Source organism: Comamonas squillarum, from assembly GCF_025309455.1.
Classification (GTDB): Bacteria; Pseudomonadota; Gammaproteobacteria; order Burkholderiales; family Burkholderiaceae_C; genus Comamonas; species Comamonas squillarum.
In genome coordinates this window covers 3,523,605-3,549,965 of the sequence record NZ_CP104377.1, presented here as the reverse complement: position 1 = coordinate 3,549,965, position 26,361 = coordinate 3,523,605, and the positions used below count along the sequence as shown (strand labels likewise).

Below are 26,361 nucleotides of genomic sequence, written 5' to 3'. Positions count from 1 at the left end.
GCAGGTGATTCCCGTGTCAGCAGCGCAAAGCAAAAATACGAAATCGAAGTAATCGAGCCTGGAAGGAATTCCGGGCTCGCTTTGAATGAACAACTGAATGATTTGCGGGAGAGCGACATGAAAAAGGCAGCATTGGCGGCACTGGCCGTCTTGGCATTGGCAGGCTGCGAAAGCACCGGTATGAAGCTGGGCGGCGGCACCAACAACATGGTGACCGGTGGCGCAGCAGGGGGCAGCAGCCAGGGCGAAAACAGCCAACTCGAAAAATGTGATTCGCCGGTGGGTACCGTCTCCCTGGTCGAGAACCAGCAAGCGGGCTGGTACACCATCTTGCGCAACGAATACCGCCTGCCACCGACCGCCAATCTGCTGCGCGTGCTGATCCAGCAATCGAACTGCTTTGTGGTCGTGGAACGCAGCGCTGCCGGCATGAACGCGATGAACCGCGAGCGCGCGATGATGGACAACGGCGAAATGCGCAAGGGCAGCAATTTCGGCAAGGGCCAAGTGGTCGCATCGGACTACGGCCTGACGCCTGAGGTGACCTTCAGCGAAGACAATGCCGGCGGCTTTGGCGCGGCGCTGGGCGGCATCCTGGGCGGCCGTGGCGGCGGCGCGCTCGCAGGCGTGGCTGCCAACAGCAAGACCCGTGAAGCATCGGCCATGCTGACCCTGGTGGACAACCGCTCGGGCGTGCAGGTGTCCTCGTCGACCGGCAATGCCAGCAACACCGACTGGGGTGGCTTTGGTACCTTGTTCGGTGGCGCAGCTGGTGCCAGCATGGGTGGCTACTCCAACACCTCGCAAGGCAAGGTCGTGTCGGCCGCTTTCGTCGATGCCTACAACCAGATGGTGCAGGCGCTGCGCAACTACAGTGCGCAATCCGTCAAGGGCCAGGGCCTGGGCGGTGGCGGTCGTCTGGGTGTGGATGGCGCCGCAGCGCCCAGCCAGACCTCGGCACCCGGCGCCAAGACCAATGTGCGCCTGAGCATGAAGCAAGCGCAGCAGCGCCTCAACGAGCTGGGCTACGATGTGGGCACCCCCGATGGCGCCTCCGGCCCGCGCACGCAGAACGCGCTGCGCTCCTTCCAGCAAGACCAGGGCCTGTCGGTGACGGGACGCCTGGACCAGGCCACGATGCGCCAGCTGTCGGAATAAGCCTTCCGCACTGCCTAGCCAGGCCAGCAAACCCGCCGCTCACCCCGGCGGGTTTTTTCATGCCCTGTCGATGACCTCGTCGATATCGGCAGGCGGCTGGGTTTCCATGAACTCCTCAATATCGCAGCGCAGCTGCAGCTCCCGGGCCAGCAGCTTGTGCAGCTGGCGCGGATCGATGGGCTTGTGCATCAAGGTCGCCCCCAGGCTGTTGGCCATCTGCAGCCTTTTGGGGGCCGTGTCGCCGGTCAGGATCACGTAGTGGGGCAGCATCTGCTGCCAGGGCACATGCTCGGCCGTGGCATCGCGCACGGCCATGACGACCATGCTGCCGTCTTCGGTGGCCGACAGGCGCAGGTCGGTCAGCACCACATCGAAGGGCTTGCTGTTGCTCTCCTGCATATGGCCGATCAGGCGCCGCACCTGGTCCACATTGGCCGCGCTCATCACCTGGCAATGCCATTGCTCGAGCATGCTGGCCAGCCCCACGCGCACCAGCGGCTCGTCATCGACCACCAGCACCTTGAGGCCATGCAGCGACGAGTAGTCGCCATCGTCGGGCTGCTCCCACAGGCCGGCGACCAGCCCATAGCCGCCGGCGGGCACGGCCTCTGCCATCAGGCTGACGCGGAAGACGCTGCCGCGCCCCGGGATCGATGACAGCGCGACCTTCACGTTCAGGATATCGGCCAGCTCGCGCACGATCGCCAGACCCAGCCCCAGGCCCTTGGTGCCCATGTGCTGGTCTTCGGCCACCTGGCGGAACTTCTGGAAGATTAGGTCGTGGTGCTCGTCATCGATGCCCACACCGGTGTCCCAGACCTCGATCACGCGCTGCAGGCCGCGTTTGCGCACCCCCAGCAGCACGCCACCGTGGTCGGTGTAGCGCAGCGCGTTGGACACCAGGTTGCGCAGCAGCATAAAGAGCAGCGACTGGTCGGTGTAGATCCAGTCTTCGCTGTCGCGCACGCGGAAGACCAGGTTCTTGGCGTCGGCCTGTGGGCCGAACTCCTTCTCCAGCCGGCGCAAGAAGCCGGCAATGGCCACCGGCTGGAACTTGGGGTCCAGCACGCCGGCCTCGATGCGCGAGTAATCCATCAGGGTGTCGAGCATCTCGCGGCTGGCCGACAGCGCAGCGCGCGCGTGCTCGAGCACCACCGCCTGCTGGCTGTTGAGGCCCGAGCCGCGCAAGGTCTCCAAAAACAGGTTGAGCGCCTGCACCGGCTGGCGCAGGTCATGGCTGGCGCCGGCCAGAAAGCGGTTCTTGGCGCGCACCGCGTTCTGGGCCGAGCGGGCATGGTCGCTCAGGTGCTTCTTGTACGACGCAATGGCCCGGCCCAGCTGGTCGATCTCGTCACCCCACTGCTGGGGCACCGCGTAGATGCCGCCAAACTCGTCATTGCTGACCTCGCGGCGCAGCGCCACCAGGCGGCGCGAGACCGAGGCATGCATGTAGATGCCCGCCATCGCCACGCACAGGATCAGCACGGCCACCAGCCAGTTCAGATTGCTCTGCTGGGCCGCCACATCCCGGGACAGCTGCACGCTGCGCTCATTGAGCTGGCGCCGCAGGTCGGCCGCAGCGCGGCTGGCCAGCAAGGACATGTCGGTGGCCAGCATCTGGTTCTCGGCCACCAAGTGGAAGACGGCGCGGTCATCGAGGCCATGCTGCGCGGGCTGAAAGATCGCCTGGCTCAGCTGCTGCACATTGGCGTTGAGCGCATTGCGCTTGGACTGCATCAGCGGGTCGATCGCGCCATCAAGCCGTGTCTGCGTCATCTCGCCGAGCAGCTTGTCGAGCCAGCCCATGCGGTCGGTCAGCTCCACCATGTTCAGCCGCCGCTCGCCGATGTCGTTGGTGATGGCGACCAGGCGCGCATAGCTGCCGATCATCTCGCTTTGCTGCATCACGCGCGTGCTGGCAATGAGCTGCTCCATCTCCACGCTGGACAGCTGCTGCAGGGCCTGGTTGGTGCGGCGCAGGCCCTGCAAGGTCAAGGCAAACACCACGGCAATACCCACGGCCAGAATCACCAGCATCAGCAAGATGCGCGAGGTCACCGACATCGGAAAACTGCGCTTGTCCGGTGCGGCCTGCGCGGCAGGTGCTGGTGGTGGTAGTGATGGGCTGTCTGGCATAGGGGAAGCTGCCATTGCTGTCAGTTCTGCCAGCGCAGGTCTTCGAGCGCAAAGGTCGGGATCGGGCATTGGGACCACATGCCCACCAGGCCCTTGCGCATGAAGTTGCGCTCGGGCCGCACGACGATGAAGGCGTTGACCGCATCTTCGGCCAGCTGCCTTTGCGCCTGGCCCAGCCAGTCATCGAGCTCCTGGGGCGATGCGGACGCGCGCAGCTTTTCCCAGATCTTCTTGAACACACGGTTGTTGTACTGGAAGTAGTAGTCATCGCGCGCATAGATGCCGATGTCCATTGGCTCCACATGCATGATCAGGCTCAGGTCATAGTCCTTGCGCTTCATCACCTGGTCCAGCCAGGTGGGCCAGTCCATGCGGATGATCTCGACCTGCAGGCCGATGGCTTCGAGCTGCGCGGCCACGATCAGGCTGCCGTAGCGCCCGTAGTCGGTGGGCGGCACGGCCAGGCGCAGGCTGGTGCCCGGGGCCACCTGGGCCTGGGCGAGCAGGGCCTTGGCCTGGGCCGGGTCGTAGGGGTAGCGCTGCACCAGATCGACATAGGCCCGGTGGTGGGGCGAGAAGTGGCTGCCAATGGGCAGCACCTCGATAGAGCCGCCATAGATGTTCTGGTAGCGGCTGCGGTCGAGGGCATGGTTGATGGCCCGCCGCACGCGGATATCGTTCAGCGGCGCGCGCGCATTGTTCATCGCGATCAGCAGCTTGCCTTCCACCCCGCGCTGGCCCATCACATAGTCGGTGCGCGCCATGAACGAGGCCGTCAGCCGCGTGACCGAGCTGAGCGCATCGATGCGTCCTTCGGCCAGCATGTTCTCGGTCTCGGCTGCGCTCGACATGAAGAGGAAATCGGCCATGCGGATGGCGGGCTTCTTGCTGTCCCACCACTGCTCGTTGCGCAGCAAGGTGATCGATTTGCCCTTGGTCCATTTTTCGACCTGGTAGGGGCCGGTGCCCACCGGCGTGCCGGCATTGCTCGCGGCGCTGTCGGGGTGCACCATCACCGCGCCGGGCATGGCCAGCGCATAGCTGAGCAGTGCGTCGGGCTCGCTCAGGCGGATGCGCAGCAGGTACTCGTCCACGGCCTCGACGGAGACGAGCTTGTCGAACCATTCGAGGTAGGCATTGGTGTTCTTCATCTGCAGCAGGCGCTGCAGGCTGAAGGCAGCCGTGGCGGCATTGAAGGGCTTGCCATCGTGGTAGCGCACTTGGCGGCGCAGCACCATATCGACCTGCTTGCCGTCCTGGCTCACGGTCCAGCTCTGCGCCAGACGCGGCTTGATCTGGCCTTGCCCGTCGATGATGGTCAGGCCCTCGAACACATTGGCGTAGGTGATCTCGCTGGCGGTGGCCGCCGATGTGCTGGTGATGTCGAACGACGCGGGCTCCAGCGGTATACCGATGCGCAAGCGGTCAGATGCCGCCTTGGCGGGCGCCAGGCCCACCAGGCAGCAGAGCAGCAAAACGGCCAGTGCCCAGCGCATCCACTGGGGCTTGTCTTGGGGGCCTGTATCCATCATCGCTTCCTCGTTGTGCACCTGCCTGGCATCGGGCCGGCAAGTGGCATGGCGCTGGCGCTTGGGCGGCGACAGCAGCAGCTTTTTATTTGATGGCCGTGGCGGGCAGGATACCGTTGCGTTGCGCCACCAGCACCGCCTGGGTACGGGTATCGGCTCCCAGGTGCTTGAGGATGGACGCCACCTGGTTGCGGATCGTGTGTTCGCTCAGCCCGAAATGCTTGGCAATGGCCTTGTTGCTAAAGCCCTTGGCCAGCATCTTGAGCACTTCATACTGGCGCAGCGGCAGCACCTCGGCGCTGGGCTTGGCGGCGGGCTCCAGGCTGCGGCCGCTGGCCTTGTGGATGTTGTGCTCCATGCCCAGGCTGCGCAGCAACCAGTGCTGCACCTGCGCGCAGATGGCCTCGGGCTCCAGCGCCTTGGAGATGAAGCCCGAGGCGCCCTGGCGCACCGCATCGCGCATCAGCTCGGGGTGGTCATGGCCCGAGAGCATCACCACATAGGCGCCGGGCCAGCGTTTGCGGATCTGGCCAATGCCTTCGAGCCCATCACAGCCGGGCATGCTGATGTCGAGCATGACCAGGTTGACCCAGTGCTCCTGCGCCACCGCATCGGTGACCGAGCCCGCTTCGTGGATATCGGCCTGCAGCATGTTGCTGCTCAGCAGCATCATGCGCAGGCCTTGGCGGAAGAGGGGATGGTCATCCACCAGCATGACCGATGGCAGGGGCAGTGTCATATCCGCAGGCTCCTTCTTGCGGCATGGGGGGCGCAGTTCTTCATGGCCCGTACCTTACATCTATTTACCGAAGCAACCAATAGTCCATATGAACTAGTGCGCCTTACCGCCGCTTTGATAGTTTCGAAGTATCTGCTCGTGTTGAAAAAAGTCCAATGATTTTTATGGATTTATTGAGAATACAAGGATGCATTTTTCGTCCCACTTGCGCTGCTAAATGGTCTTTAGGCTAGTACATCTGGTCTATTTACAATTGCTTACTGCCAGCCGAACATGCCTTCCATGCGATGGCTGGCCGCCATGGGATGCCTGTCGTCGCTCCATCTGTTTTGCCCATGAACAGCACAACACCCAACTGTGAGGACGACATGAAACACAGCGCCATCTACCTTGCCGCAGCCCTGCTGACGGCAGCCGCTTCCAGCCATGCCCAGGGCTGGCTCGGCGAATCGGTGCCCTGGCAGTTCCAGACCAGCGCCGACCGGGCCAACCGGGCCCTTACCAACGACCTCATAGAGAAGAAAAAAGGCGGCTACTACGACGCCTTCAAAAGCACCTACATCACCAATATCGAGCGCCAGGTGAACTGCAACTTCCAGCCCACCGCCGCCGGCAACAGCAGCTCGGCCGACCAGGCCAACCAGGTCGCCTCTCCGCAGACCAATGCATCGGCAGGCAACAGCGCATCGAGCACCGGCAGCGCCAGCGACAGCAGCGACAACCTGGGCCGTGGTGGCGTGGCCAACAACAACCAGAGCAACAGCGGCGCCATCAGCAGTGGCGTGCAGGGCAGCCCATCGACGACCACGATGGCGCCGATCAACAGCGAAAACGCCCATGGCCAGCAGGACATGCAGGTCGCGCAGAACAACAGCGGCAACCAAAGCACCAACGTGAGCGGAAGTTCAGCCTGCCAGTTCGGCGCCAGCGGTGCCATCAACTAAAGCGCGGACGGAGGACACCATGCACGCCCTGAACCTTTACCCCCTGTCCGCGCGCGGTCCGCTGCCCCGCCGCACGATGACCCTGTCGGCCCTGGCCGCCACCTTGCTGCTGAGCGGCTGCGCGCTGCCCACCTACCAGCAGGTGCGCATGGCCGATGACGAAGCGCCCGTGATGCAAGGCCCTGGCCCGCGCCACAACGGCACCCCGCTGGACAACAGCTTTGCCTGCCTGTCGCACCGCATCGTCGAGCAGCGCAACGGCCGCGCCCCGCTGTCGATTGCCGTGGGCGACATCAAGGACTACACCGGCAAGTACTCCCAGGGCGATGGCAATGTCGTCACCCAGGGCGGATCGCTGATGGTCTATTCGGCGCTGGGCAAGCTCGGCGGCGCCATCGATGTGCGCGAGCGCTTTGACACCCGCGTGGCCGAGCTGGAGCTGGCCTACACCGACCGGCGCCAGCTGGGCGATGGCAACCAGCACGCACTGGCCGATGAGAAAGGCCAGCGCGCGGTGCCCTGGCTGCCGTACTACGGCGGCTCCATCCTGCGCTCGGACTACTACATCATCGGTGGCCTCACCGAGGTGAACTACAACATCCAGTCCGGCGGCATCGAAGCCCAGGTCAACCAGATCGGCCCGCGTTACCGCGTCTTCACGATGAACGTGGGCGCCGACCTGCGCATCGTCGAGACCAAGACCTTGCGCGTGGTGCGTGCCGTCAGCCTGCAAAAGCAGATCGTGGGCCGCGAGATTGGTGCGGGTATCTTCCGCTTCTTTGGCAGCAACCTGTTTGACATCAACGCCGGCAGCAAGGACCTGGAGCCCGTGCAACTGGGCGTGCGTACTACCTTGGAGCAGGGCGTGCTCGAGCTGATCAGCACGGTGACGCAGACCCCAGCCGGCCCTTGCATGGAAGGCGCCAAGACGGCAGCAGGCGAGCCCGCTGCAGTACCGCCAACGCCTGTTCCCACCGAACCTGCAGCACCGGTCCCTGCGCCTGTACCGGCTGCTGCTCCTGTCGCTGCAGCCACCGAGCCGATGCCCGAAAAAACCAAGGCCGCGATGACCTCGCTGGACGTGGTCTTTGAAGAAAACAACACCCGCATTGCGCAGCAATCGGCCACCGCTGCAGAGACCGTGGCCACCCGCCTGCGCGCCGGCCAGGGCGTGCGCATGGCGCTGCTGGCACGCGAGAACGAGAACGACCAGAACCCCGCCCGGCGCGATGCGCTGACCGACGAGCGCCTGCAGGCGCTGCGCGCTGAACTGGCCCAGCATGGCATCCCGCCTGGCCAGGTGCAGGTGCTGTGGCGCCCCACGCCCGGCGACACCACCGTGCACCGCTACGGCGCGGGCTACCGCCTGCTGGCGCGGTTGCAGGTCAAGCCTTGACTGGCAACATTTCAAAGCTACCAATTTCATAGCTTATAGCGCTTTATAGACGGGCACTAAGAGCATAAAACACCCAAATCACGTCTAGTTTTCCTCCCTGTACCCCTAGGAGACAGTCATGTCCCACAAGCACCCAACCTTTCTTCGCCGGGCACGCCTGGCTCCGCTGGCCGCTGCGGCGGCATTGATCGCTGCGACCTCCGGTGTGGCGCTGGCGCAGAGCAATGGAACCGCTCCGGTGGCCGGACCCTCGGCCAACCAGACCAGCAACGGGGTGGTGAACGCCCAAAACAGCAGCAATGCGCAGTACACCAACTTCCCCAGCAATGGCGTGGTGAACGGCAATGGCGTGGATGCGCTGGCCATCGGAAACCAGCACCGGCTTGCCACCGGTGCGGCTGCCGCCCTGACCATCAACAACCAGCCGCCGACGCTGCCCACGGTGGACATTGCCCAGCAGGTCAGCGGCACCGTCAGCAGCACGACCTCTGGACTGATCGGCGTCAATGCCGCCAATGTGGTGGGCAACCACGATGGTGATACCGCCAGCGTGAGCAATAACGAAGCCACCTCCACCGCGATCGGCAGCACGGCGGTAGGCACCATGCAGATCACCGGCACAGCGGTGGACATGAGCACCCCGGCGACGGCGGCGGTTAGCCAGACGGCAACGGGGGCGGTGTTTGGCACCACCTCCCTGACCCAGGTAGGTATCCGCCTGAACCAGACCGGGGGTGCCAACCCCGCCAATGCCATGGACAACCTGGGGCTGAGTGTCTCGGGCAACCAGGTCGATGCCAGTGCCCAGGCCAACACCACCCAGGCGGGTATCCAGGTGCAGGGCGGCAGCGTCAATGTGGGGGCCGATGCCAGCAGTACCGTTGACCAAGTGGCCACGGGCCCTGTTTTTGGCATCTCCTCGGTCGGTGGTTTGCTGGGTATCCGGGTTCAGGGCACCCCCAACCAGCCCATGACGGACAGCACCCTGGGCGTGAGCAGCAACCAGGTGCAAGCCTCTGCTGGCGGCAACCAGCAGACCAGCAACCTGCAGATCACGGCATCGGGTGATGTGGTGCAGGCGCCCGGTACGGTTCTGGCCACCACGGCGACCCAGGGCAATGGCGGCATTGTCATCGCCTCAGGCTCGGCAACCACCCTGGGCATCGACAACCAGAAGCCTGGCTCGGCCAACAACAGCTACAGCGTCGCGGGCAACAGCGTCAGCGCCCAGGCCGATGGCAACAGCGGCAGCAACCGCACGGCTGTGGCTGCTGCAGGCAGTATCGACGGTGCGGTGTTGGAGACCACGAATTCCCAGACCCTGGTCTCGCCCGTCGTCACCGCTGGTGCGAGTGTGTTATCGCTGGGCGTGCAGACCCTGGACAGCAGCAATGACACCATGAGCGTCAGCGGCAACCTGGTACAAGCCCAGGCCCAGGGCTCCAGCGCCAGCAACCAGACCCGTGCAGGCGCCAGCAACATTGCTGGCAGCCTGGCCACCACGGCCAATACCCAGGTGAATGCGGGCGGTGCCGTTTCGGCCGGTGCTGGCGCTGCGCGCATCGGCAGCAGCTCGACCAGCCTGTCGGGCAGCAGCCTGACGGTGAGCGGCAACCAGGTGGGCGCAGAGGCCACGGCCGCCTCCGCCACCAACGATGCCCAACTCGGTGCCGACAATACGGTGACGCAATCGGCCGCCGTGGTGATGAACACGCAGGGCCATGCCACCGGCGCAGTGGAGGCCAGCGCCAGCTCCAACCTGGTGGGCGCAGCGACTGCCAGCGCCACCAATGCCACGCTGGTGGTCAGCGGCAACCAGTTCAGCGCCAGCGCTGCCAGCCAGAAGGCCGACAACCTGGCCCGCATCAATGCCACCAATGGTGTGGTTGATTCTGGCGCCATCGTGGTCAATGTGCAGGACCACCAGGCCGGCAATGTCGGTGCCACGGTCGCAGACTTCATCAACGTCAGCCCTGCGCCCCAGCCAGCCCCGATGCTGATCGGCCTGCGTGCCGACACGGCCTCGGGCGCCAGCCTCACCGTCACCGGCAACCAGGGCGCCTCGGATGCCATCGTCAACCAGGCGAACAACCAGGTCTCGATAGCCGGCAGCCGCATCGATGGCAGCTCCGCGGCCATTCTCTACAACGCACAAAACGTGTCGTCGGGCAATGCACAATCGCTCACCTGGGTCAACCTGGGGGTAGATGGCAACACCGTGGCAGACACCACGCGTGCCGGTGGCCATGAGCTGGTGGTGAGCAACAACCAGTTCAGCGCCAATGCCAGCCAGAACCAGGCCGTCAACAGCCTGGAGATGAACGCCGTCAGCACGCTGGGAACGGGCGGCCTGCAGCCGGCACTGCTGGGCAGCGTGCAGACCTCGGCAGGCGCCACCTCGGCGACCACGCGGATGGACATCCTCAGCGGCAACAGTGTGGCTACCGATGCCAGCGGCAACACCACCATCACGGGCAACCAGGCCAGCAGCATGGCGCGTGCCAACGTCGCCAACAACCAGCTGACGCTGGCTGCCGGCACGCAGGCGAGCGACCAGTTTGCGTTGCTGGCCAATTCGCAGGGCAACACCGGTGCCGTCACCTCGACCACCAGCTTGCTGGCCGGTGGCAGTGCTGCCAACCGGCTTGATGGCAACATCACCACCACCGGCAACCAGGCGCTGGCAGTGGCGGCAGGCAATACGTCCCTCAACAGCGTGCAGGTAGGTGCCGGCACGGCGCTCAACAGCGGCTCTGGCGTGGGCTTGCTCAATTCGCAGGCCAATAGCGGCAACGTGTTGGCCACCGCAACGCTGAACGCCGATGGCTTCAGCCGTGGCAGCTCGCTCAACCTGAGCGGCAATACGGCCAGCGCCACGGCCGTGGGCAACAACGCGGAGAACGTCGTGAACGTGTCGGCCCTGCCTGGCCAGCAAATGGCCAGCGCGCAGCTGACCTCCACCCAGATCAACAGCGGCAACGTGTCGGCAGTGGTCAGTGGCAGCTACAGCGCCTCCGGCGTACCGGGCACCAGCGGCATCAATGTATCGGGCAACCGCTCGTCTGCCGTGGCGATTGGCAACCGTGCCACCTCGTCGATGACATTGGGTGTGCAATAAGCCGTAAGGCCTTGCACTTTGACAGCCCGCCTGGCTCCCCAGGCGGGCTTTTTTGTGTTTGCCAGCAGCGGGGCATATCGCACCCTTTGCGTGCGAAATGCTGCCGGGGCTAACCTGCCGGGTTTTCATCTGAAGGAGTTTTGTATGAACCTCGCGATACCCCCCTTCTGGGCATCCTGGCTGTACCGGCCGGTGGAGTTGCGCATCGATGTGAGCCCGATTCCACCCCAGCAACTCGAAGGCGAATGCGCCTCCATCCACGATCGCATCCACACGCCCGGCGACAGGCTCCATGGCCTGCCCGAGATCCCTTTGTCCGACCCCCGTTTTGCCATCCGCTACCGCAGCGCCGATGGCGAGTTCTATGTCTATGTCGAAGACCAGCTGGAGCACCGCATTGCGGGCTTTACCGTCTTCAACCGCCTGATCGAGCTGGACAAGCGCGCCGACCGCTACATACGCGGCCCGCACAGCCGCTTTGACCCCGCCTACCAGCGCAAGGGCCTGGCCTCTTGCATCTACCGCTGGGCGCTCGATGCCGGCCTGTGCCTGGTCACAGGCGCGCGCCAGTCACCGGGCGCGCATGCGCTGTGGCACAAGCTCGCTGCCAGCCACCGCCTGGGCTATGTCGATATCAGCAACAAGAAAATGCACTACCTGGGCGAGCGCATGGCGCCCGAGCGGCTCGATCCGCTCAGCACCCGCATGTTTTTGCTCGGCCAGGGCTGGTCGCTGGGCAGCTTTGCCGCAGCCACCGGCATGCGCTGCGATTGACGATGCCGCGCGGCATTACGCGGGCCGGCGCATCACGAACTTGCCCGCCTCGCTGATCGTGAAATAGTCGCCCGGCCCGCCGCCGCGCAGCAGCGGCTTGCCCGCTGCCGTCTGGTACACGCCGCCTTGGAGCAGCTGCTCGTCGATATGCACCATCACCACCTCGCCCAGCACCAGCCAGGTGGGCACCTGCGTGCCTTGCGCGGTCTGCAGCTGCACGATCTGGGTGCAGCGGCATTCCATCGTCACCAGGCTGGCCTGCACGCGCGGCGGGCGCACCAGTGTCGAGGGCTCGGTGGCCAGGCCGGCCAGCTCGAATTCGTTCACCTCGGGGCCCACGGCCGCGCAGCTCTGGTTCATCGCCTCGGCCAGCGATTCGCTCGCCAGGTTCCAGACAAACTCGCCCGTCGCCTCGATGTTGTTCAGGCTGTCCTTGCGCCCCACGCTGGCAAAGCCGACGATGGGCGGCACATAGTTGAAGGCGTTGAAAAAGCTGTAGGGCGCCAGGTTCAGCACGCCGCTGCTGCTGGTGCTGGAGATCCAGCCAATCGGGCGCGGGCCGACGATGGCGTTGAAGGGGTCATGGGGCAGGCGGTGGCCTTGGCGGGGTTCGTAGCTGTGCAGGGGCATGGTGGGGAATGGCAGAGGTTGGATAGTGGAAGAAACGGCGGCAGACCTGGAACGGCCTCCTAGCGGGTCTGCATGCCCAGAAAACGCACCGGTGACAGGCCGCAGGCACGCTGCACCATGGCGCTGAAGGCGCTGGGCGTATAGCCCAGCTCGGCAGCTATCTGGCCAATGGCCAGGCCGCTGGCACCCAGCTCCACCGCCTTGGCCAGAATGACCTGCTGGCGCCACTGCAGGTAGGTGCAGCCCAGCTCCTGGCGGAACAGGCGCGCAATGGTGCGTGGGCTGGCGCCGCTGTTGTGGGCAAAGGCCTGCAGGCTGTCATGGGCCAGCGGGTCGTCCAGGACGGCCTGGCACAGGCTGTGCAGGCGCTTGTCGCGCGGCATGTCCACCCGCAGATCGAGCTGGGTCGCCTGGCGCAGCTCATCGAGCAGCAGCGCGCTGACATGGCGCTCGCGCGCGAGCTGCGCGGCGCTGGGCGCGGGTGCATCGTCGGGCAGGGTGGGCAGATCGCACACGAGCGCGCGCATCAGCTCGGAGACCTCCAGCACACGGCAGCGCCGCCAGAGGTTGGCAGCGCTGTCACCCGGGCCGGGGCCGCACTGACCTTCGGCCTGGTAGATGTAGAGGGTGCGCAGCTCGGCCGTCTCCACGAGGGTCACCGCATGCTCGACACCGGGCGGAATCCAGAGCGCGCGCCGGGGCGGCACCACAAAGGTGGCCGATGGCACGCGCAGGTGCACGGTGCCGGTGACCGAGATGGCCAGCTGCGCCCAGGCATGCTGGTGGGGCAGCACCCGGGTGTCTCCGCTCAGCTCACGCAGCTTGGCACGCACCGGCCGCTCGGCGGTGGGCACAAACAGGTGCGGGGTGAGCGAGTCCACATACTGCCAGGCACGGCGGGCGCTGGCAGCCTCGCCGCTGGCGGCAGCGCGTGCCGCGTGGGGCGGGGAGGCAGTCCGGGCAGAAGTCATGGCAGCAAGGCGGTTGGGGGTGGCAGTGATGGGGAAGGGCCAGGTGCAGCAGCTTGGCACATTGGCGATAGTAATCGTCTCTCTGTCGCATACATGCCGACAGGGCTTTGGCTAACATCGCTGCCATGACAACCAGCACAACAATACCGCCGGGCGCGCCCGGGCCCAGCGCGTTGGGCAGCCTGCGCCAAGATTCGCGCACCATCGGCCTGGTGGGCCTGGCCCATGGCTCCTCGCACTTCTTCCACCTGCTGCTGCCGCCGCTCTTCCCCTGGCTGATTGCAGATTTCGGCTTCAGCTACTCCGAGCTCAGCGTGCTGGTGTCGGCCTTTTTCATCGTCTCGGGCGTGGGCCAGGCGCTGGCCGGCTTTGTGGTCGACCGCTTTGGCGCCCGCCCCATCATGTTTGCCGCGCTCAGCAGCTTTGCGGTGGCCGGTGTCATTGCCGGCACCGCCAACAGCTATGCGCAGCTGATGCTGGCCGCCATCTTTGCCGGCCTGGGCAACGCACCCTTCCACCCGGTGGATTTCACCATCCTCAACAAGCGCCTCTCGCCCCAGCGCCTGGGCCATGGCTTCTCGGTGCATGGGCTCTCGGGCAACCTGGGCTGGGCGGCGGCGCCGGTGTTCATGGCCGGCATCACCTCGGCCACCGGCTCCTGGCGCATGGCTTGCCTCTGCGGCGCCGCGCTGGCGGCCATCATCCTGACCATCATGGTCATCAACCGCGATGCGCTCGATGACCGGGTCAGCCTGCCTGGCGCGGCCCCTGCCAAGGCGGCGGTAGCCGGCAAGCAGGAGCACCCGATGGCCTTCCTGAAGCTGCCCTCGGTCTGGCTGTGCTTCTCGTTCTTTTTCTGGACCACCTGCGCGATGAGCGCCATCCAGTCGTTCTCCAGCGCGGCGCTGCAGCAGCTCTACGGGCTGCCCGCCAGCATCACCGCCTATGTGGTCACCGGCTATATGCTGTTTGGCGCCGCCGGCATGGTGCTGGGCGGCTTTCTGGTGGGCCGGGTGGAGCGGCTGGAGAAAGTCATCTCTGCCTGCCTGCTGTTCTCCGGCATCTTGCTGGCGCTGGTGGGCACCGGCTGGCTGCCCGGCTATGCGGCGCTGGGTGTGGCGGCGCTCGCCGGTATCGGCACCGGCCTGGCCGGCCCCTCGCGCGACATGCTGGTCAAGCGCGCCGCGCCGCCGGGTGCCACCGGCCGGGTCTATGGCACCGTCTACTCGGGGCTGGACCTGGGCTTTTGCCTGGCCGCTCCGGTGTTTGGCTACATGCTGGACCACCACATGAACGCCGGTGTGTTCTTTGGCGCGGCCGTGGGCATGGTGCTGAGCGTGGTGTCGGCCGGCTTTGTCGGCGCCGGAGTGGCCGCGCGCAAGCAAAAGGAAAAGGCCGCTGTGGTGCCTGCCTGAGCAAGACGCTGTACCCCCTGGGCACCCGCAGAAAACCCGCCACAAGGCGTAAAAAGGCCCGCGCAACCGCTTGGTTGCGCGGGCCTTTCACTGGGTCGCTGGTATGGATCAGCCCAGCTGGAAGATCTTGCCCGGGTTGAGGATGTTCTTGGGGTCCAGCGCCTGCTTGATGGCGCGCATCATGGCGACGGCGCCTTCGCCGGCTTCTTCCAGCAAAAAGCCCTGCTTGTGCACGCCAATGCCGTGCTCACCGGTGCAGGTGCCGCCCAGCGCAATGGCGCGCTGCACCAGCTGGTGGTTGAGCTGCTCGGCCTGCGCGCGCTGGGCATCGTTGTCCGGGTCGATCAGGTAGCCAAAGTGGAAGTTGCCGTCACCCACGTGGCCCACCAGAAAGTAGGGGATGCCGCTGGCATCGGCCTCGGTCACGCATTGCAGCAGCGCATCGGCCAGGCGGCTGATGGGCACGCAGGTATCGGTGGTGATGCAGCGGCAACCGGGCACGCTGGAGACGGCGGCAAAGTAGGCATTGTGGCGGGCGGTGAAGAGGCGCGTGCGGTCTTCCGGGCGCTCGGCCCATTCAAAGGCATTGCCGCCATGCTCGCGGGCCAGGTCCTGCACCATCTCGGCCTGCTCCTTGACGCCGGTGGGCGAGCCGTGGAACTCCATCAGCAGCATCGGTTCCTCGCGCAGATCGAACTTGCTGTAGGCATTGACCATGCGCACTGCATTCACATCAATGAGCTCCACGCGCGCAATCGGAATGCCCATCTGGATGGTCTCGATCACGGTGCGCACGGCCGCTTCAATCGTCGGGAACGAGCAGATCGCGGCACTCACCGCTTCGGGCAGCGGGTAGATGCGCAGGCTGATCTCGGTAAAGATGCCCAGCGTTCCTTCGCTGCCCACCATCAGCCGTGTCAGGTCGTAGCCGGCCGCGCTTTTCTTGGCGCGGTTGCCGGTGCGAATCACCTGGCCGCTGGCGGTCACCACCTCCAGCGCCAGCACGTTCTCGCGCATGGTGCCGTAGCGCACGGCATTGGTGCCGCTGGCGCGGGTCGATGCCATGCCGCCAATGGAGGCGTCAGCGCCCGGGTCGATCGGGAAGAAAAAGCCGGTGTCCTTGATCGCCTCGTTGAGCTGCTTGCGGGTGATGCCCGGCTGCACGGTGATGGTCAGGTCCTCGGTGTCGATCGACAGCACCTGGTTCATGCGGCTCACATCGATGCTGATGCCGCCTTGCACGGCCAGCAGATGGCCTTCGAGCGAGGAGCCGGCGCCGTAGGCAATGACGGGCACCTCGTGCTGGTGGCACAGCGCCACGGCATCCTGCACATCCTGGCTCGACTGGGCATAGACCACGGCCGCTGGCGGCGGCGCGGTGATGGAGCCTTCGTCGCGCCCATGCTGCTCGCGCACGGCCTGCGAGGTCACGCACTGGCTGCCAAAACGGGCACTGAGCGCTGCCATGAAGGCATCGGGAATGGGGCGCTGCGCAGCAGCCAGAATGTGGGGGGAGGTGGGCGCGTTCATCGGGTTCTCCAGGGCGGGAGCCAAGAATAGCACCGCCGGCTTTTCATGGCTGTCCGCTGCGCTGCAGCCGGGCATGAAAAAACCCCGCCGTAGCGGGGAGGGGGAGAGTTCGGGAAAACCGGCAGTGGCTGCTGGGTCAGAGCGCCTTTTTGACCGGTTGGCGCGCCTGATGGCGGCGCGGGTCATGGGTGCCCAGTTGGCGCTCAACCTGGATAATGCGGCTGCCGCTAGCGGCCTGACCGATGCGTTGTTGGCTGCTATTGAGCGGCTGGGCATGCGCCATCGCCGATGTGACCGCAATCGATGCAAACAGCATCACGCTGCGGGCGTCAAAGGGATGGGCGAAAAACTTGCCAGACATCTGTAGATCCTTTCGTCATTCAGACATGGCTCTATTGAACCCGGAATCGGCCGGTTTTGCTATCATTTTTGCTTAGTGTTGCCTCGGCTACATATTTCCTGTGCCGGTAACAGAAAATAGGCGCTGGTTCACCGCTGCTTTACAAGGATTACCCATGGGCAACCGTCTCTCCCAAATTGCGACCAGAACCGGTGACGATGGCAGCACCGGGCTGGGCGACAACAGCCGCGTCTCCAAGGCCAGCGGCCGGCCCCAGGCGATGGGCGATGTCGACGAGCTCAACTCCCACATCGGCCTGCTGCTGTGCGAGCCGCTGCCCGCCGATGTGCGCGAGCTGCTGGTCGATATCCAGCACCAGCTGTTCAACCTGGGCGGCGAGCTGTCGATGCCCGGCTACGAGCTGCTCAAGGACGATGCATTGCTGCAGCTCGACACCGCACTGGCGCACTACAACGCGCAGCTGCCGCGCCTGGCCGAATTCATCCTGCCCGCCGGCACGCGTGCGGCCGCGCAATCCCATGTCTGCCGCACCGTCGCGCGCCGCGCCGAGCGCATGGTGGTGGCGCTGGAGCAGGGCGAGGCCATGCGCGCCGCACCGCGCCAGTACCTCAACCGCCTGTCCGATCTGCTGTTTGTGCTGGCGCGCGTGCTCAACCGCGTTGATGGCGGTGACGATGTGTACTGGAAAAGCGCGCGGCTGGCGCGCATGCAGGCCGAAGATGGCCACGGCGGCCCCGGCGACAACAACATCGGCGCGGGCCGCTGAACCCTGAGGCCCCCATGCGCCTGCGCCATATCGAAGTCTTCAACGCGGTGATGCACACCGGCAGCGTCAGCGCTGCGGCGCGCCTCATCAACATCTCGCAGCCAGCCGTCAGCCGCACCTTGCAGCATGCCGAGCTGCAGCTGGGCTTTGCGCTGTTCCAGCGCAGCAAGGGGCGGCTGACGCCGACCAGTGAGGCGCTGGCCTTGCTGCCGCACATGGAAAAGCTGTTCGCCCAGCTCGAAGAGGTGCAGCGCCTCGCTGACAGCCTGCGCCAGGGCCGCGACAGCGATTCGCTGCGCATTGCCAGCGTGCTGGCGCTGGGCCACGAGGTGCTGCCCCGGGCGCTGGCGCAGTTCAAGCAGAAGCACCCGCATGTCAGCGTCAGCCTGCAGTCGCTGCATTCGCCGCAGATCGTCTCGGCGCTGATGATGCAGGAGGCCGATGTCGGCTTTGTGCTGAGCAATGTGCAGCAGGCCAGCCTGCAGCAGGAGAACCTGGCCCGCGTGCCGATGGTCTGCGTGGTGCCCAAGGGCATGCTGCCGCCCTTCAAGCTGCGCGCGGGCAGCCTCTCGCTCGATGACCTGACCGGCGTGCCCACCATCAGCCTCGATGCGCAGGACCCCGTGGGCATGCTGCTGAGCCAGCTGGCGCGGGAATCGAGCGCCGGCCTGAACCACTATGTGACCGTGCAGACCTACCACACGGCGCTGGCCATGGCCCACCACGGCCTGGGCGTGGCCATGGTCGATGGCTGCACCGCCTTGTCGGCCGACACGAGCAAGGTCGATGTGCTGCCGCTGGCGCCCGGCCTGCAGGTGCCGGTCAATGCGATCCGCGCGGTCTCGCAGCCGCAATCACTGCTGGTCAAGGCGATCACGCGCGAGATGCAGAAGGTGCTGGCGGCGCAGCTGTAAGCCTCTGCGTCAACGTGCGATTGTGCGATTGCGCGGCTCAGGCAGCCTGGCCGATCTCGTAGGCCAGCTGTGCCCCCGTGCCAAACGCCAACGTAAAACCCAGCGCGCCGTGGCCGGTGTTGATCCACAGATTGCTGGCGCCTGCGCAATTGGCAATCGGCACAGCAGTCGGTGTGGCAGGGCGCAGGCCGGCCCAGGGCTGGACCTGCACAAAATCGCTGCAGCCGGGAAACACCGCTTCGGTGGAGGCACACAGGCTTTGGATCTTGTCCTGCGGAATGCGCAGGTCGTGGCCCACCAGCTCCACCATGCCGGCTACGCGCAGGCGCTCGCCAATGCGCGCAAACACCACCTTGCGCGCGCTGTCGGTGATGCTCACCGTGGGCGCCTTGTGGCCGGCTGCTGCCACATCCAGGGTGATGCTGTAGCCCTTGAGCGGGTAGACCGGCAGGTCCACGCCCAGTGGCTTGCACAGTGCCACGCTGTCCACGCCCAGCGCCACCATGAAGTGCTCGGCCTCGATATCGCCCTGCGCCGTCTGCAGCGCGACGATCTTGCCGCCTTCGCGGCGCAGGCTGTGGATGGGCGTGTCCATGATGAACTTCACCCCCTTTTGGCGCAGCCAGTCTTCGAGCTGGCGGCAGACCTGGTAGCAATCGGCGGCGCACTCGCTGGGCGTGTGCACGGCGCCGGCAAACTGGCTGCGGTAGGCGGCGAGCGCAGGCTCCAGCGCGACGGCTTCGTCGGCGCTGACGATGCGCTGGGGCGCGCTGCCCAACTGGCTTTGCACCTCGAGCTGGTGGCGCGCCGACTGCACGGCTGCATCGCTGGGGTAGAGCACCAGCTTGCCGGTGCTGCTGTAGTCCCAGTCGCCGCCCACCTGGGTCTGCATGGCCTCAAAACGCTGGCGGCTGACGGCGGCCAACTGCAGCAATGTGCGGGTGCTGGCCGCAGACCGGTCGGCATTGCAGGCACCCAAGAAAGCCAGGCCCCATTTCCATTGCTGGGGATCGGCCTGCAGGCGGAACTTGAGCGGCGAGTCGCTGCTGAACAGCAGCTTGGGCAACTGCTTCCAGATGGCGGGGTCGGCCAAGGGTTGCACATAGCTGTAGCTCAGCTGCGCACCATTGCCCATGCTGGTGCCGCTGCCCGCATGTGAGGCTTTGTCAACCACCGTAACCTGGTGCCCAGCCTGGTGCAGCTCATAGGCGGCCGCCAAACCCACAATTCCCGCACCCAGAATGCATACCTGCATGGAACACCCCCTGAAAACCCTTAAATATAGGCGCTTGAATTCAGGCTGTCGCATAGCAAAATGGGCAACAGGCATGCCGTTTGCTTATAGGTACAGCGGTTCTTCACCTTTGCGGTATGCCATGCACCATAACCAAGCGTTATGGGCCTGTCCCAAAAAGGCATTGTTGGAACAAAGCACTGGTTTCTACACTGTTTGCATTGATTGATTCAAGGAGGTCTCACCATGAAGTTTGTTAAGTCGCTGGTCTGTGCTGCCGCTGCCGTTGCCTGCCTGCCCTCGGCCTTTGCCGATGTGCTGGCCAAGGCCAAGGATTCGGGCGAAATCACGTTCGCCTACCGCGAATCCTCGGTGCCGTTCAGCTACCTCTCCGGTGGCCAGAACGCCATTGGCTTCTCGGTGGACATCTCCAATGCCGTGGCCGATGCCGTGCGCAAGGAAATCGGCAAGCCCGACCTGAAGGTCAAGTGGCAGTCGGTCACCTCGGCCAACCGCATTCCGCTGATCCAGAACGGCACCATCGTGCTCGAATGCGGCTCCACCACCAACAACAGCGCCCGCAACAAGGACGTGGATTTCGCGATCAACTACTTCTACACCGGCACCCGCGTGGCCGTGAAGAAGAGCTCGGGCATCAACAGCTGGGCCGATCTGAAGGGCAAGACGCTGGCGATCACCACCGGCACCACCAACCTGCCTGTGGTGCGCAAGTACAGCGCCGACCAGAAGCTGGACATCAACATCACCTTGGCCAAGGACCATTCCGACGGCTTCTTGCTGATGGAAAACGACCGCGCAGCCGGCTTTGCGATGGATGACATCCTGCTGTACGGCTTGAAGGCCAACTCCAAGGACCCTGCTGCCTACGAAGTGGTGGCCGATGCGCTGCAAGTCGAGCCCTATGCCTGCATGCTGCCCAAGGACGATCCTGCCTTCAAGAAGATCGTCGATGGCGTCATCGGCGGCATGATGAAGTCCGGTGAGTTCACCAAGCTGTACGACAAGTGGTTCATGCAACCCATCCCGCCGAAGAACCAGGCGCTGGGTCTGCCGATGAACAAGGAACTCAAGGACAATCTGACGGCGCAAAGCGACAAGCCTGCGATCTGATGGACAATCCCGTGTCGTGCACGGCACGCACTGCAATGGCCCGGCAACGGGCCATTTTTCATTTTCTCTGGAGTTCGGCATGACGCTTTCCACCGTAGGCATTCTGGGCGGCATGGGCCCGGCAGCGGGCGCTGATTTTGTGCGCCTGTTTGTACAGGCCTGCGCAGACCATTTGCGGGCCAGCGGCGCCGCTGTTACCGACCAGGGCTACCCCACGCATTGGCTGGCCCAGTTGCCGATACCGGACCGCAGCGCCGCGCTGCTGGCGCCCGAGACCGCAGAGGACCCCTTCGCGATGATGTGCCAGGGCCTGGACAAGCTCCAGGCAGTGGGCGCCCAGGCGGTGGCCGTGGCCTGCAATACCGCCCACGCCTGGCATGGGCGCCTGCAGCAGGCCTACCCGCAGCTGCAGCTCTTGCACATTGCGCGCGTGGTGGCCGAGGGCCTGCAAGAGCAAGGCCACCAGGCCTGCATGCTGCTGGCCACGCAAGGCACCTACCGCATTGGCCTGTATGACCAGGCGCTGGCCGCCTGCGGCATCACCGTGCACCTGCCGCAAGAGGCTGAGCGTGAGTTGCTGATGCGCGGCATCTACCAGGGTGTCAAGGCCGACCGCATGGACCAGGCGCGCGCCGATTTTGCCGCCGTGGCCCAGGCCATGCGCGCCCGCCATGGCGATGTGCCGCTGATCATGGGCTGCACCGAAATACCGCTGGCCCTGCCAGGCGCGGCCAGCATGCAAGGCCTGCCGTTGGTCGACCCGGCCTGGGAGCTGGCGCGTGCCTTGGCGCGCGTGGCCTACGGCAACTGAATAAGGCCTTAAGCGGCGTCTTCCAGCATCGCCATCGTGATGCGTGAAACGCAGGTCAGCTTGCCGTCATCGTTGACCATGTCGATCTGCCAGACCTGGGTCATGCGGCCGATATGCACGGGCTTGGCGGTACCGGTGACCCAGCCGCTCTTCACACCCCGGATATGGTTGGCATTGATGTCCAGCCCCACGCAGCGCCAGCCTTCTGGCGACGAGAACAGCGCGCCAACAGATCCCAGCGTCTCCGCCAGCACCACGCTGACGCCGCCATGCAGCAGCCCAAAGGGCTGGTGCGTGCGGTGGTCCACCGGCACGCGGCCTACCAGGTAGTCGTCGCCGATTTCAACGTATTCGATGCCCAGGTGTTCAATCGCCGTATTGCGCGCCTTGTCGCGCAGCGCATCCAGCGAGATGGGCTTTTTCCAGATAGCAGTCATGGGGTGTCCAGGCTCAACAAAAGGGATGCCACAGCATAGCGCTGCACAGGCCCGCTGCCTACCGCCTGCATGACTGGCTGGTGTTGCCAGGGCGCTGGCGTGAGCTTTGTGGCAGCTTTTGACGCAGTGGCGGGCTCGCTGGGGCCCGGCGGCTCAGTTGCTGGTCGGCACCTGTTCGTTGTCGCTGTCCGTATCGCCCTGGCCTTCGTCACCGCTGGCACCGTCTTCGACCAGCAGCTCCACCAGCTCGCGGGCAAAGGAGGGGAGCGATTCGAGGTTGCGCACCACGATCTGCATCTCGCGGTTGGACCATTCGTCCGAGATGCTGATGATGCGGATGTCCATGCTGCGCGCGTGGCGGCGGGCAGCGGATTCGGGCAGGATGCCGATGCCCACGCCCGCTTCGATCATGCGGCAGGCGGCCTCGAAATTGCCCACCTGGATGCGTTGCTTGATCGGGCGGTGCAGCAGGTCGCTGTGCTGGCGCAAGAACGCGTGGATGGCGCTCGATTCATGCAGTCCGATGTAGTCGTACTCCAGGGTGTCGCCAAAGGCCACGGCCTTGCGCCGGGCCAGCGCATGGTCGGCATAGACGACGAGCACCAGGCGGTCGCGCCGGTAGGGCATCGCGACCAGGCTTTCGGTGCGCACCTGGCCGGCGACGATGCCGATATCCGTCTGGCCTTCACCCACGGCACGGATGATGTCGTTGGACAGGCGCTCGCGCAGGTCGATATCCACATCCGGGTGCTTGCGCAGGTAGGCGCGCAGCACCGGGGGCAGGAACTCGCCCAGCGCCGTGGTGTTGGCAAACACGCGCACATGGCCCTTGATGCCACGCGCGTACTCCTGCATGTCGCCGCGCAGATGCTCGATCTGGCCCAGCACGGTGCGCGCATGCTGCACAAAGGCCTGGCCCGGCAGGGTCAGGGTCACGCCCTGGCTGGTGCGGTACAGGAGCTTGACGCCCATGCTCTCTTCCAGGTTCTTGATACGGGTGCTGGCCGCCGGCAGCGAGATGAACGACAGCTCGGCCCCCCGCGTCATGCTGTTCGCGTCTGCCACATGCACCATGAGGCGCAGATCTACCAAGTCAAAATGCATTGCCATGGCGCGATTGTAGGCGCTGGGGTCGGCCACCCCCCGTGCGCAAGGCCCGGCTTGTCACCCAGGTTGGTGGCCGCCGCTTGAGATCAGCATTCGACGATGTGCACGGCCAGCCCGCCCAGCGAGGTCTCCTTGTACTTGCTCATCATGTCGGCGCCGGTGGCGCGCATCGTGGCGATCACGTTGTCCAGGCTCACGACATGCGAGCCATCGCCGCGCAAGGCCATGCGTGCGGCATTGATGGCCTTGACGGCGGCCAGCGCGTTGCGCTCGATGCAGGGCACCTGCACCAGGCCGGCAACCGGGTCGCAGGTCAGGCCCAGGTGGTGCTCCATGCCGATCTCGGCGGCGTTCTCCACCTGCGCTGGTGTGCCGCCCATCACCGCGCACAGGCCTGCTGCCGCCATCGAGCAGGCCACGCCCACCTCGCCCTGGCAGCCCACTTCGGCGCCCGATATCGAGGCGTTTTCCTTGTACAGCATGCCGATGGCGCCTGCGGTCAGCAAAAAGTCCACCACGCCGGCCTCGCTGGCGCCGGGCACAAAGCGCCAGTAGTAGTGCAGCACGGCCGGCACAATGCCGGCAGCGCCATTGGTGGGGGCGGTCACCACCCGGCCGCCGGCGGCGTTTTCCTCGTTCACGGCCAGTGCAAACAGGTTCACCCAGTCCATCACCTCCAGCGGATCGGTGCTGGCACCGTGGGCATGCTGGGTCAGTCCTTGGTAAAAGCCGGCCGCACGGCGTTTGACGTTGAGCCCGCCGGGCAGGCGCCCTTCGGTGCGGCAGCCGCGTTGTACGCAGTCCTGCATGGCCTGCCAGATCTTGAGCAGGCCGCTGTCGATGTCGGCATCGGCGCGCCAGTGGCGTTCATTGGTGCGCATGATCTGCGCAATCGGCTGCTGGTGGTCCTGCGCCAGCTGCAGCAGCTGCGCGGCGCTGTGAAAGGGCAGGGGCAGCACCTCGGTATCGGGCGCAATCGCCTGCTGGCGCTCGGCATCGTAGGCGGCCTCTTCGCTGACGATAAAGCCCCCGCCCACCGAGTAGTAGGCCTGCGCGTCGACCAGCCCATGCTGCGCATCCCAGGCCTCCAAGCGCATGCCATTGGGGTGGAAAGGCAGGCTGACCTCGCCAATCAAGAGCAGGTCGGTGGCCGGGTCAAACACGATGCGCTGCTCGCCATTGAGCAGCAGCTGCCCGGTGCTGTGGACTTCGGCAATCAGCGCATCGATGGCATTCACATCCACCGTATCGGGCGCATGGCCGGCCAGGCCCAGGATCACCGCACAGTCACTGGCGTGGCCGATGCCGGTGGCGCCCAGGGAGCCGAACAGCTGGCAGCGCAGGCGTGCCACCTGCGAAAGCTGGCCTTGGCGTTGCAGGCGCTGCACAAAGGCATGCGCGGCGCGCATCGGGCCGACCGTGTGCGAGCTGCTGGGCCCGATACCGATCTTGAACAAATCAAACACGCTGACGGCCATGGCTACTTTCCGATCATTTTTGCAACTGCAGACTGGCGCTGAGGATAGCGCTGATCTGCGCCTTGGCAAGCGGATAAGCACCCATCACGCCCAAACTGGCATGTGGCCCCAGGCGGCTGGCGACAAAGGCATCGGCATGGGCGGGCGCTGCGTGCTGCCGCATCAGGCCCGCCTGCGCCACCAGCACCAGCTGCTGCACCCATTGGCGCGCCTGCGCCTGCTGCGCCCAGGCGTCTTGCGCCATGGCCTGCCACTGGCCTTGCAGGCGCGCCAGCGCTTGTTGGATGGGCGTGTCATCGGCTGCCATGCGCTGCAAGTCCAGCCACAGCGCGTCGCGCAGGTCAGGCTCGCGCTGCAGGGCCTTGACCACATCGAGGCACATCACATTGCCCGAGCCCTCCCAGATCGAATTGACCGGCGCTTCGCGGTAGATGCGTGCCAGCGCCGAGCTGTCGATATAGCCATTGCCGCCCAGCACTTCCATGGCCTCGGCGCTGCAGGCAATGGCGCGTTTGCAGACCCAGAACTTGGCCGCTGGCGTCATGGCGCGCTGCCAGGCCTGCGCGGTGGTCTGGCCCGGGGCGCTGCTGCCCTCAAAGGCCTGCGCCAGCTGCATGGCCAAGAGCAGCGCTGCCTCGCTCTCCAGCGCCAGGTCGGCCAGCACCGATTGCATCAGCGGCTGCGCGATGAGCGCCGCGCCAAAGGCCTGGCGGTGCCGGGCCGACCACAGCGCCTGCACAGTGGCCTGGCGCAGCAGCGCGCAGCTGCCCAGCACGCAGCACAGCCGCGTGACCGTGGCCATCTCCATGATGGTGGCAATGCCCCGGCCTTCCTCGCCCACGAGCACGCCATAGGCGTCGTCAAGCAGCACCTCGCTGCTGGCATTGCTGCGGTTGCCCACCTTGTCCTTGAGGCGCTGCACCAGCACTTGGTTGCGGGTCCCATCGGGCTGCCAGCGCGGCACCCAAAAGCAGGCCAGTGGTGCCTGCAGTGCATGGCCGTCGGCGGCGCTGCTGGCCATGCGCGCCACCACCAGGTGTGCATCGGCCATCGGCACCGAATAAAACCATTTATGGCCTTGCAGCCGGTAGGCCGCGCCGCGCCCGCCACCTGTGGCACCCTGCGGATAGGCCACGGTGGTGTTGCTGCGCACGTCCGAGCCGCCTTGATTTTCGGTCATGCCCATGCCCACCCACAAGGCCGTCTTGTCTGCCAGCGGCGCATCGCGCGCGTCATGGTGGGCACTGGTAATGCCAGGCGCGATCTGTGCCCATAGCGCTGGCTCCTTGCGCAGCACCGGGATCGCCGCCGTCGTCATCGTTGCGGGGCAGAGGCTGCCCGCTTCTGCCTGGCCATGCAGGTAAAAGCCGGCGGCCCAGGCCGTCCAGCGGCCGCTTGCTGCATCTTCCGGTGCATCGGCAAACGGCATGTCGATCAGTTGCTGCGCACGGTAATGCGCCAGCACCTGGTGCCACGCGGGGTGAAACTCCACCTGGTCGATGCGCCGGCCCCGTGCATCCCATTGCTGCAACTGCGGTGGGTGGCGGTTGGCCTGGTCGGCCCATTGCGCAAAGGCGCTGCTGCCAACGGTGCGGGCGTGTTGCTGCAGGCCCGGCAGCCAGGCCTGGGCCTGCGCGCGTGCCAGGGCGGCCTGCAAGGCCGGATCGCTGCCCAGCGGGTCGTAGTCGACCAGCTCATCCACCAGGTTGTCCTTGTCGCGCTCTGCCATGGCTGCTCTCCCAGATGTGCTTGCCCATTCTAGGAACAGCACTGCGAGATAGC

At 65.5% G+C, this 26,361-nt stretch carries 22 protein-coding genes; 10 read left to right on the top strand and 12 right to left on the bottom strand.

Annotated features, from left to right (window positions below):
* The first annotated feature begins 117 nt into the window (after window positions 1-117).
* The gene (locus N4T19_RS16420; RefSeq protein ID WP_182344309.1) at window positions 118-1,158 is read left to right on the top strand and encodes a peptidoglycan-binding protein; all 1,041 of its coding nucleotides are present in this window, start codon (window positions 118-120) and stop codon (window positions 1,156-1,158) included.
* 57 nt (window positions 1,159-1,215) lie between these two features.
* Here the strand turns inward: N4T19_RS16420 and N4T19_RS16415 are convergent, their stop codons facing one another.
* From N4T19_RS16415 to N4T19_RS16405, 3 genes are all read right to left on the bottom strand, one after another.
* A complete protein-coding gene (locus tag N4T19_RS16415; protein ID WP_260718543.1) occupies window positions 1,216-3,309 on the bottom strand; it encodes an ATP-binding response regulator in 2,094 nt (697 codons plus the stop codon).
* 5 nt (window positions 3,310-3,314) lie between these two features.
* Window positions 3,315-4,823, bottom strand: a complete 1,509-nt coding sequence (locus N4T19_RS16410) for an ABC transporter substrate-binding protein (RefSeq protein ID WP_165841151.1) — start codon at window positions 4,821-4,823, stop codon at window positions 3,315-3,317.
* Between the two features lie 85 nt (window positions 4,824-4,908).
* Window positions 4,909-5,562 carry a response regulator transcription factor gene (locus N4T19_RS16405; protein ID WP_021027159.1) on the bottom strand — a complete coding sequence of 218 codons (654 nt, stop codon included), beginning with the start codon at window positions 5,560-5,562 and terminating at the stop codon, window positions 4,909-4,911.
* 368 nt (window positions 5,563-5,930) lie between these two features.
* Here N4T19_RS16405 and N4T19_RS16400 point away from each other — a divergent pair, with 368 nt between their 5' ends.
* The 4 genes from N4T19_RS16400 to N4T19_RS16385 all read left to right on the top strand — a co-directional run bounded on the left by N4T19_RS16400 (window position 5,931) and on the right by N4T19_RS16385 (window position 11,794).
* Window positions 5,931-6,506, top strand: coding sequence for a hypothetical protein (locus tag N4T19_RS16400; RefSeq protein WP_182344305.1), 576 nt, complete (start codon window positions 5,931-5,933; stop codon window positions 6,504-6,506).
* Between the two features lie 19 nt (window positions 6,507-6,525).
* Window positions 6,526-7,902, top strand: coding sequence for a CsgG/HfaB family protein (locus N4T19_RS16395; protein ID WP_260718542.1), 1,377 nt, complete (start codon window positions 6,526-6,528; stop codon window positions 7,900-7,902).
* A gap of 118 nt (window positions 7,903-8,020) precedes the next feature.
* On the top strand, window positions 8,021-11,020 hold the full coding sequence (locus tag N4T19_RS16390) for a beta strand repeat-containing protein (protein ID WP_260718541.1): 3,000 nt from the start codon (window positions 8,021-8,023) through the stop codon (window positions 11,018-11,020).
* Window positions 11,021-11,164: 144 nt separating this feature from the next.
* Complete coding sequence (locus N4T19_RS16385; RefSeq protein ID WP_260718540.1) at window positions 11,165-11,794, top strand: N-acetyltransferase; 630 nt, start codon at window positions 11,165-11,167, stop codon at window positions 11,792-11,794.
* A 15-nt stretch (window positions 11,795-11,809) separates the two neighbouring features.
* Here N4T19_RS16385 and N4T19_RS16380 read toward each other — a convergent pair whose 3' ends face one another.
* Together N4T19_RS16380 and N4T19_RS16375 are read right to left on the bottom strand one after the other, a co-directional pair.
* Window positions 11,810-12,424 (bottom strand): flavin reductase family protein, encoded by a 615-nt coding sequence (locus N4T19_RS16380; protein ID WP_182344297.1) that lies wholly within the window; start codon window positions 12,422-12,424, stop codon window positions 11,810-11,812.
* Window positions 12,425-12,483: 59 nt separating this feature from the next.
* Window positions 12,484-13,395, bottom strand: coding sequence for an AraC family transcriptional regulator (locus N4T19_RS16375; RefSeq protein WP_116925327.1), 912 nt, complete (start codon window positions 13,393-13,395; stop codon window positions 12,484-12,486).
* A 125-nt stretch (window positions 13,396-13,520) separates the two neighbouring features.
* On the opposite strand from N4T19_RS16375, the gene N4T19_RS16370 reads away from it, so the two are divergent.
* The gene (locus tag N4T19_RS16370) at window positions 13,521-14,810 is read left to right on the top strand and encodes an MFS transporter (RefSeq protein ID WP_260718539.1); all 1,290 of its coding nucleotides are present in this window, start codon (window positions 13,521-13,523) and stop codon (window positions 14,808-14,810) included.
* 108 nt (window positions 14,811-14,918) lie between these two features.
* Here the strand turns inward: N4T19_RS16370 and N4T19_RS16365 are convergent, their stop codons facing one another.
* Both N4T19_RS16365 and N4T19_RS16360 read right to left on the bottom strand, forming a co-directional pair.
* A complete protein-coding gene (locus tag N4T19_RS16365) occupies window positions 14,919-16,340 on the bottom strand; it encodes an FAD-binding oxidoreductase (RefSeq protein ID WP_260718538.1) in 1,422 nt (473 codons plus the stop codon).
* A 136-nt stretch (window positions 16,341-16,476) separates the two neighbouring features.
* Entirely contained in the window at window positions 16,477-16,701 is a 225-nt protein-coding gene (locus N4T19_RS16360) for a hypothetical protein (RefSeq protein WP_116925325.1), read from the bottom strand.
* Window positions 16,702-16,855: 154 nt separating this feature from the next.
* On the opposite strand from N4T19_RS16360, the gene N4T19_RS16355 reads away from it, so the two are divergent.
* Together N4T19_RS16355 and N4T19_RS16350 are read left to right on the top strand one after the other, a co-directional pair.
* On the top strand, window positions 16,856-17,467 hold the full coding sequence (locus N4T19_RS16355) for a cob(I)yrinic acid a,c-diamide adenosyltransferase (RefSeq protein ID WP_116925324.1): 612 nt from the start codon (window positions 16,856-16,858) through the stop codon (window positions 17,465-17,467).
* A gap of 14 nt (window positions 17,468-17,481) precedes the next feature.
* Entirely contained in the window at window positions 17,482-18,381 is a 900-nt protein-coding gene (locus N4T19_RS16350; protein ID WP_116925323.1) for a LysR family transcriptional regulator, read from the top strand.
* A gap of 37 nt (window positions 18,382-18,418) precedes the next feature.
* Here the strand turns inward: N4T19_RS16350 and N4T19_RS16345 are convergent, their stop codons facing one another.
* Window positions 18,419-19,636 (bottom strand): D-amino acid dehydrogenase, encoded by a 1,218-nt coding sequence (locus N4T19_RS16345; protein WP_260718537.1) that lies wholly within the window; start codon window positions 19,634-19,636, stop codon window positions 18,419-18,421.
* 225 nt (window positions 19,637-19,861) lie between these two features.
* Between N4T19_RS16345 and N4T19_RS16340 the strand changes: the two genes are divergently transcribed.
* Complete coding sequence (locus N4T19_RS16340) at window positions 19,862-20,746, top strand: amino acid ABC transporter substrate-binding protein (RefSeq protein ID WP_021027896.1); 885 nt, start codon at window positions 19,862-19,864, stop codon at window positions 20,744-20,746.
* A gap of 79 nt (window positions 20,747-20,825) precedes the next feature.
* Entirely contained in the window at window positions 20,826-21,557 is a 732-nt protein-coding gene (locus N4T19_RS16335) for an aspartate/glutamate racemase family protein (protein ID WP_116925321.1), read from the top strand.
* Between the two features lie 8 nt (window positions 21,558-21,565).
* Here N4T19_RS16335 and N4T19_RS16330 read toward each other — a convergent pair whose 3' ends face one another.
* From N4T19_RS16330 to N4T19_RS16315, 4 genes are all read right to left on the bottom strand, one after another.
* A complete protein-coding gene (locus N4T19_RS16330; protein WP_116925320.1) occupies window positions 21,566-21,994 on the bottom strand; it encodes a hotdog fold thioesterase in 429 nt (142 codons plus the stop codon).
* A gap of 153 nt (window positions 21,995-22,147) precedes the next feature.
* The gene (locus tag N4T19_RS16325; RefSeq protein ID WP_116925514.1) at window positions 22,148-23,104 is read right to left on the bottom strand and encodes a LysR family transcriptional regulator; all 957 of its coding nucleotides are present in this window, start codon (window positions 23,102-23,104) and stop codon (window positions 22,148-22,150) included.
* Between the two features lie 83 nt (window positions 23,105-23,187).
* Window positions 23,188-24,579, bottom strand: coding sequence for an L-serine ammonia-lyase (locus tag N4T19_RS16320; protein WP_260718536.1), 1,392 nt, complete (start codon window positions 24,577-24,579; stop codon window positions 23,188-23,190).
* Between the two features lie 13 nt (window positions 24,580-24,592).
* Entirely contained in the window at window positions 24,593-26,308 is a 1,716-nt protein-coding gene (locus tag N4T19_RS16315) for an acyl-CoA dehydrogenase family protein (RefSeq protein ID WP_260718535.1), read from the bottom strand.
* Window positions 26,309-26,361: the final 53 nt, after the last annotated feature.